This window comes from Pseudomonas sp. PB106, from assembly GCF_009764645.1.
Taxonomy (GTDB): Bacteria; Pseudomonadota; Gammaproteobacteria; order Pseudomonadales; family Pseudomonadaceae; genus Aquipseudomonas.
The window spans coordinates 1-5,392 of sequence record NZ_RWIM01000122.1 but is presented as its reverse complement, the minus strand read 5'-3'; the positions used below and the strand labels follow the sequence as shown (position 1 = coordinate 5,392).

Genomic DNA, 5,392 nt, shown 5'->3' with positions numbered 1-5,392 from the left:
CCAGCCGCCGCTGGGCAATGCCGCGTCCAGCCCGGCGTGGCCGGTAGGCTGCGGGCTGGCAGCCGGTGGCGCAGGCCGGCCCTTCCAGACCTGGCCGCCATTGAACAGCGTATCCAACGCAACGACGGCGCCCATCAGCCTTGCCTCACCAGACCGCAGAACACCCCTTCGATGGCCAGATCCTGATCGTCGCGCACGACAATCGGCTGATACGCCGGGTTACGTGGCAACAGGCGCACTTCATCGCCGAGCCGTTCGAAGCGTTTGATGGTGACTTCACCGTCGAGCCGCGCCACCACGATCTGGCCGTTGAGCGCTTCGGGATTGCGCCGCACACCGACCAGATCGCCGTCGAGAATGCCGTCCTCGATCATCGAATCGCCCTGCACCCGCAGCATGTAATCGGGCGTGCGGGAGAACAGCGCCGGGTCGAGCATCAAGCGGCTATGGATCTCGGCATCGGCGCCAATCGGCGCACCGGCAGCGACACGGCCAAGCACGGGAATGTCGAGCAACTCCGGGCGCGGCGGCTGACCGAGCAGACGAATGCCCCGGGCCTGATGCGGGTTGACCTCGATAAACCCGGCTTCAGTGAGCGCGAGCACGTGCTTGCGCGCCACGCTGCGCGAGGCAAAACCAAAAGCCTCGCTGATTTCAGCGAGGCTTGGGGGCTGACCGTGTTCAGCGATGCGATCGCGGATAAACGTCAGGATGGCAGTACGGCGGGGAGTCAGGTTCGTCATGGAGTACATTTGTACTCTTTTCAGATTTTCCTGACAACAACCGCAGGTCGGCCCACCCCACGTTGATCGTTCCCACGCTCCGCGTGGGAATGCAGCCGTGACGCTCCGCGTCACTGGACGCAGAGCGTCCCCAGAGGCATTCCCACGCGGAGCGTGGGAACGATCAGTGCGGGGATGTCAGCTCAGGCCACGCTCGGTGAGAAATGCTGCGATGTAATCAATGAACGCGACGACCTTGGCCGTGGCCCGTCGATGACTCGGGTACACCGCCAGAATATGCGGCCCAAACGTATCCGGGTCGATCTCGTAATCCGCCATGACCCGCACCAGTCGCCCGTCGGCAATGTACGGCGCGGCGCTCCACAGCGGCGTGTGCAACAAACCGCGTCCGGCCACGGCACTGGCGAGCAACAAATCGTAATTATCGCTGCGCAACAGCGGCGCCGTCGGTTGCGCCAGGCTCAAGCGCTGCCCGTCACGCTCGGCCCACCAGAATTCGCGGCTGAGCAACGGGTGCTGATAGAGCAGCCATTCATGCGCTTCAAGGGTCTGCGGATTGACCGCAATGTCTTTGCGCGCCAGATACTCCGGGCTGCCGCACAAGGCCAGACGATTGCTGCCCACCACCCGCGCGATCAGCCCGGGCAAATCATCGTGGCCCTCGCGCAACGCCAGGTCGTAGCCACTTTCCAACAGGTTGACGAAGGCATCGCACAGATCCACTTGCAGGCTGATCTGCGGGTATTGCTGCAAAAAGCCGTCACACACCTGATCGAGAAACGCCCGGCCATACGCCAGCGGCGCAGTGATTTTCAGACTGCCGCGCAAGCCGTGCTGCAACTGTTCGATTTCCTCGCTGGCCTCGTCCAGCCGCTGCAACACCAGCCGCGCTGTTTCCAGGTACACCCGGCCGATTTCCGTGAGCAGAATCCGCCGGGTGCTGCGCTCGAACAGGCGCGCGCCCAGTTCCGACTCCAGATGATTGACCGCTTTGGTCAGCGCCGACGGGGTCTTGCCCAACTGCTCGGCGGCGCGGCTGAAACTGCCGAGCTGCGCGGTGACCACGAACATTTTCAATGCGCCCAACTTGTCCATGCTTTTTCCATTCAGGCAAAAACGTTTTTCGTGAGGGAGGCGTTCTGTCAGCCGTCGCCAGCCACTAATCTCGCCATCAGACGCAATAACAAGGAAATCTTCAATGAAAAGATTCATCCCCCGATTCATTCCAAACCTGTTGGTAGCCGCTGTAAGTTTTGCCTCGATGGAAGCCATGGCCGCCCCTGATCTGATCCTGCTCAACGGCAAGATTTTCACCGCTGACCGTGCGCAACCCAAGGTTCAGGCCCTCGCCGTGGAAAACGGCAAAGTGTTGAAAGTCGGTACCGACGCGCAGATCAAAGCCCTGATCGAACCCGGCACTCAAGTGATCGACCTCAAGGGCAAAGCGCTGATGCCCGGCCTGATTGACAGCCATTCCCACGCGATTTTCGGTGGGCTGGAAATGGTCTCGGCGAACATGGAAGACGAAGTCGTCAACCTCGACGAGCTGCAAAAACTTCTGCGCGACTGGCGTGCAGACGGCAAGGCGAAACATGGCGACGTGCTGAGCATTGCCGGCATGAGTTCGGTTTATTGGGCGCAAGCCGAGGCCTTGGGCAAAACTTTCAACAGTGGCGAATGGGCCGATGTGCCGGTGGTGTTTATCGGCAGCGACCACCACACCGCGTGGGCCAACAACGTCATGCTCAAGCGCGCCGGGATTGATGCGGCCCTGCTGAAATCCCTGCCCGATGCGGAAAAAGACACCATCGGCAAACTGGCCAGCGGCGAGCCGAACGGTTTTTTGGTCGATGCCGGTTGGGATCGAGTCGCCTCGAAAATGCCGGTGCCAAGCCCCGCCGATATGCTCAACGCCGCGAAATCCGCCGTGCGCTACAACAACAGCCTCGGCATCACCGCATGGATGGACCCAGCCGCCAACGCCCCGCCGGGCGAAGCGGTGTTCGCGCTCAAACCCACCGAGAAAACTGTTGGCGTGTTGCCGGCCTATAAGGCCTTGTCGGAAAGCGGCGACATGAGCGTGCACGTCGCCGCGTTGCTGGTGGCCAACCCGAAAAGCGTGCCCGCCGACCTCGAAACGCTGGACAAGGTGCGCCAGCAATTTCAGGGCATTCCCAATCTGACGCTGCCGGGGATCAAGATCTTCGCCGACGGCGTGATCGAATTCCCGGCGCAGAGCGCGGCGATGATCGACCCGTACAGCAACTCGCACAAACAGGGCGAACTGCTGATCGATCCGCAGCATTTCGGTGAGCTGGTCAGCGCCATCGACCAGCGCGGCTGGCTGGTGCACATCCACGCGATCGGCGATCGCGCGGTACGTGAATCGTTGAACGGCATCGCTCAGGCGCGCAAGGATCGCCAGAGCGGCGTGACCCACTCGATCACCCACCTGCAAATGGTCAACCCGAAAGAGTTCGCCCGCTTCAAACCACTTAACGTCATTGCCTCGATGCAACTGCTGTGGGCCAGCGCCGACGATTACACCACCGATATGATCAAGCCTTACGTCAGCGCCCTCGCCTTCCGCTATCAGTACCCGGCGCACTCGCTGTTGAAACAAGGCGCGACGATTGCCGGCGCCAGTGACTGGCCGGTGTCATCGCCAAATCCCTTCAACGCCATGGCCCAGGCGATTACTCGCGTCGGCCCGTTGGGCGTGCTCAATGCCGAGGAACGTCTGGATCGCGACACCATGTTCTATGCCTACACCCTCAACGCGGCGCGCACGATTGGCCTGGAGCAGCAGATCGGCTCGCTGACGCCGGGCAAGCAGGCGGACTTTATTGTGCTGGATCGCGACGTGTTCAGCGTCGACGACAAAGCCCTGCATGACACCCAGGTGTTGCAGACCTGGTTCGGCGGCCGTCAGGTCTACACCGCCACAAAATAACAACAAAAATCCCACCCTGTGGGAGCGAGCTTGCTCGCGAAGACGCCGGTCCATTCAACATCTTCGCTGACTGACCCGACGCTTTCGCGAGCAAGCTCGCTCCCACAGGGTCTGTGCGGGTGCCGGGATGGCATTCCCACACCCCATTTCGTACTGCCCCAAAAACAATCACAACACCGGGACTTCACATGAAAGCCTTGCCCCTGTTCGCCCTGAGTTTCTTGAACGTGCTGCCCTTGAGCAGCTTTGCGATCCCTTTGAACGATGACTTTGCGCTGTTGGTGGATCTCAATCTCGTCAGCGACTATCGCACCCGCGGCATCTCGCAAACCCAGAATGACCCTGCCGTGCAGGCCGGTTTGACCCTCGCTCACAGCAGCGGCCTGTACCTCGGCGCCTGGAGTTCCAACGTCGATTTCGGCGGCGGCCTGAAAACCCGTCAGGAAGTCGATTACTACGCCGGTTGGCTGTGGCAGGCGACCGAGGATGTCAGCTTTGATCTGGGCTACATCAAATACGCCTATCCCAAGGAAAGTCAGTTCAACCAGAGCGAGGTCTACGGGATTCTCGGCGTGTACGGGGTGAAACTGGCGGCGTATTACTCCAACGACGCACCGGGGATCGATAGCAAACAGAACTCGCTGTACACCTATATCAGTTATGAAACTGAATTGCCGTACGACTCGGGTTTGAAACTGCGTTACGGCAACATGGATTTCAAGGATCCGCATTTGTATTCGGCGTCCGGGCAGGCCGAAGACAGTTATCGGGAGTGGGAAGTCAAAGTCACCCATAACCTCGCCGGGGTGGTGTTGGGGTTGAGCTACATCGACACCGATCTTTCGCAGAGCCAGTGCCTGAGTAACTGGGGCTTCAAGGACGTCTGCACCGCCACCGTCGTCGCCAGCCTCAGCAAATCCTTCTGACCGCACGCCGCTGTAGGAGCTGCCGAAGGCTGCGATCTTTTGATGTTGATTGTTAAAAACAGGATCAAAAGATCGCAGCCTTCGGCAGCTCCTACAGGGATTGTCATAGGTGTGCCAGATAGGCCCACGGGTAAATCCCGCGCTGGTGGCCGTCGCTGAACACCAATTGCACGCCGTAGCCCTGGGGGTTGAGTTCGATCAGGCGCACGCGGTCATCGACCATCGGTGTCAGGCCTTTCAGGCGAAAGGCGCGACATTGCGAGCATGGGCACTGGCGGCGCAGTTCGGTGTGGTTGAGTTGCTGTTCGCGGCCATCCGGCCAGCGCAGCCGCAGCGTCTGCTCGCTCTGTGAGTTACCCACCGACAGCGGGTTCATTGCAGCTGACTCAAAGCGATGCGCACGGCTTTACGCACTTCCGGGTCGCCGTCGTCCTGCGCGGCCTGCAACGCGGCCACGGCGCCACGATCATTCAGTTCACCCAAGGCCAGCGCGGCCTCTTTGCGCAGGTTGCTGATGCGATGGCCGAGGGTGTCGATCAAGGCGTCCAGCGCCGGGGCGAAGCGCAAACGGCCAAGGCTGCGGGTGGCGCGCAGGCGCACTTGCCAATAATCGTCGCTCAAGGCTTCAACCAGTGCCGGGCCGGCGTCGGCGTGGCCGACTTTGCCCAGGGTGGTCGCGGCTTCTTCGCGCACTTGCCAGGCGTCGTCCCGCAAGGCCTCACGCAGGGCCGGCAGGACTTCGGCGCTGGAGGCCAGGCCCAAGGCGCCAG

General features: G+C 61.2%; 6 protein-coding genes and 1 pseudogene. 2 read left to right on the top strand and 5 right to left on the bottom strand.

Annotated elements, in window-relative coordinates:
* The 3 genes and pseudogenes from EJA71_RS16665 to EJA71_RS16655 all read right to left on the bottom strand — a co-directional run.
* A pseudogene (locus tag EJA71_RS16665) lies at positions 1-135 on the bottom strand (DNA lesion error-prone repair protein ImuA); the annotation flags it as partial.
* The gene (gene lexA, locus EJA71_RS16660; RefSeq protein WP_158958547.1) at positions 135-752 is read right to left on the bottom strand and encodes a transcriptional repressor LexA; all 618 of its coding nucleotides are present in this window, start codon (positions 750-752) and stop codon (positions 135-137) included. The pseudogene EJA71_RS16665 and the gene lexA, both read right to left, overlap by 1 nt.
* A gap of 168 nt (positions 753-920) precedes the next feature.
* Positions 921-1,838 (bottom strand): LysR family transcriptional regulator, encoded by a 918-nt coding sequence (locus EJA71_RS16655; RefSeq protein ID WP_158958545.1) that lies wholly within the window; start codon positions 1,836-1,838, stop codon positions 921-923.
* Positions 1,839-1,953: 115 nt separating this feature from the next.
* Between EJA71_RS16655 and EJA71_RS16650 the strand changes: the two genes are divergently transcribed.
* Both EJA71_RS16650 and EJA71_RS16645 read left to right on the top strand, forming a co-directional pair.
* Positions 1,954-3,696 (top strand): amidohydrolase, encoded by a 1,743-nt coding sequence (locus tag EJA71_RS16650; protein ID WP_158958549.1) that lies wholly within the window; start codon positions 1,954-1,956, stop codon positions 3,694-3,696.
* A gap of 188 nt (positions 3,697-3,884) precedes the next feature.
* Positions 3,885-4,622 (top strand): TorF family putative porin, encoded by a 738-nt coding sequence (locus EJA71_RS16645; protein WP_158958543.1) that lies wholly within the window; start codon positions 3,885-3,887, stop codon positions 4,620-4,622.
* Between the two features lie 103 nt (positions 4,623-4,725).
* On the opposite strand, the gene EJA71_RS16640 is transcribed toward EJA71_RS16645, so the two are convergent.
* Both EJA71_RS16640 and EJA71_RS16635 read right to left on the bottom strand, forming a co-directional pair.
* Positions 4,726-4,998 carry a DUF971 domain-containing protein gene (locus EJA71_RS16640; RefSeq protein WP_158958541.1) on the bottom strand — a complete coding sequence of 91 codons (273 nt, stop codon included), beginning with the start codon at positions 4,996-4,998 and terminating at the stop codon, positions 4,726-4,728.
* Positions 4,995-5,392 (bottom strand): HEAT repeat domain-containing protein (locus EJA71_RS16635; RefSeq protein WP_178113711.1); only part of this gene is annotated, 398 nt, incomplete at its 5' end. The genes EJA71_RS16635 and EJA71_RS16640, both read right to left, overlap by 4 nt.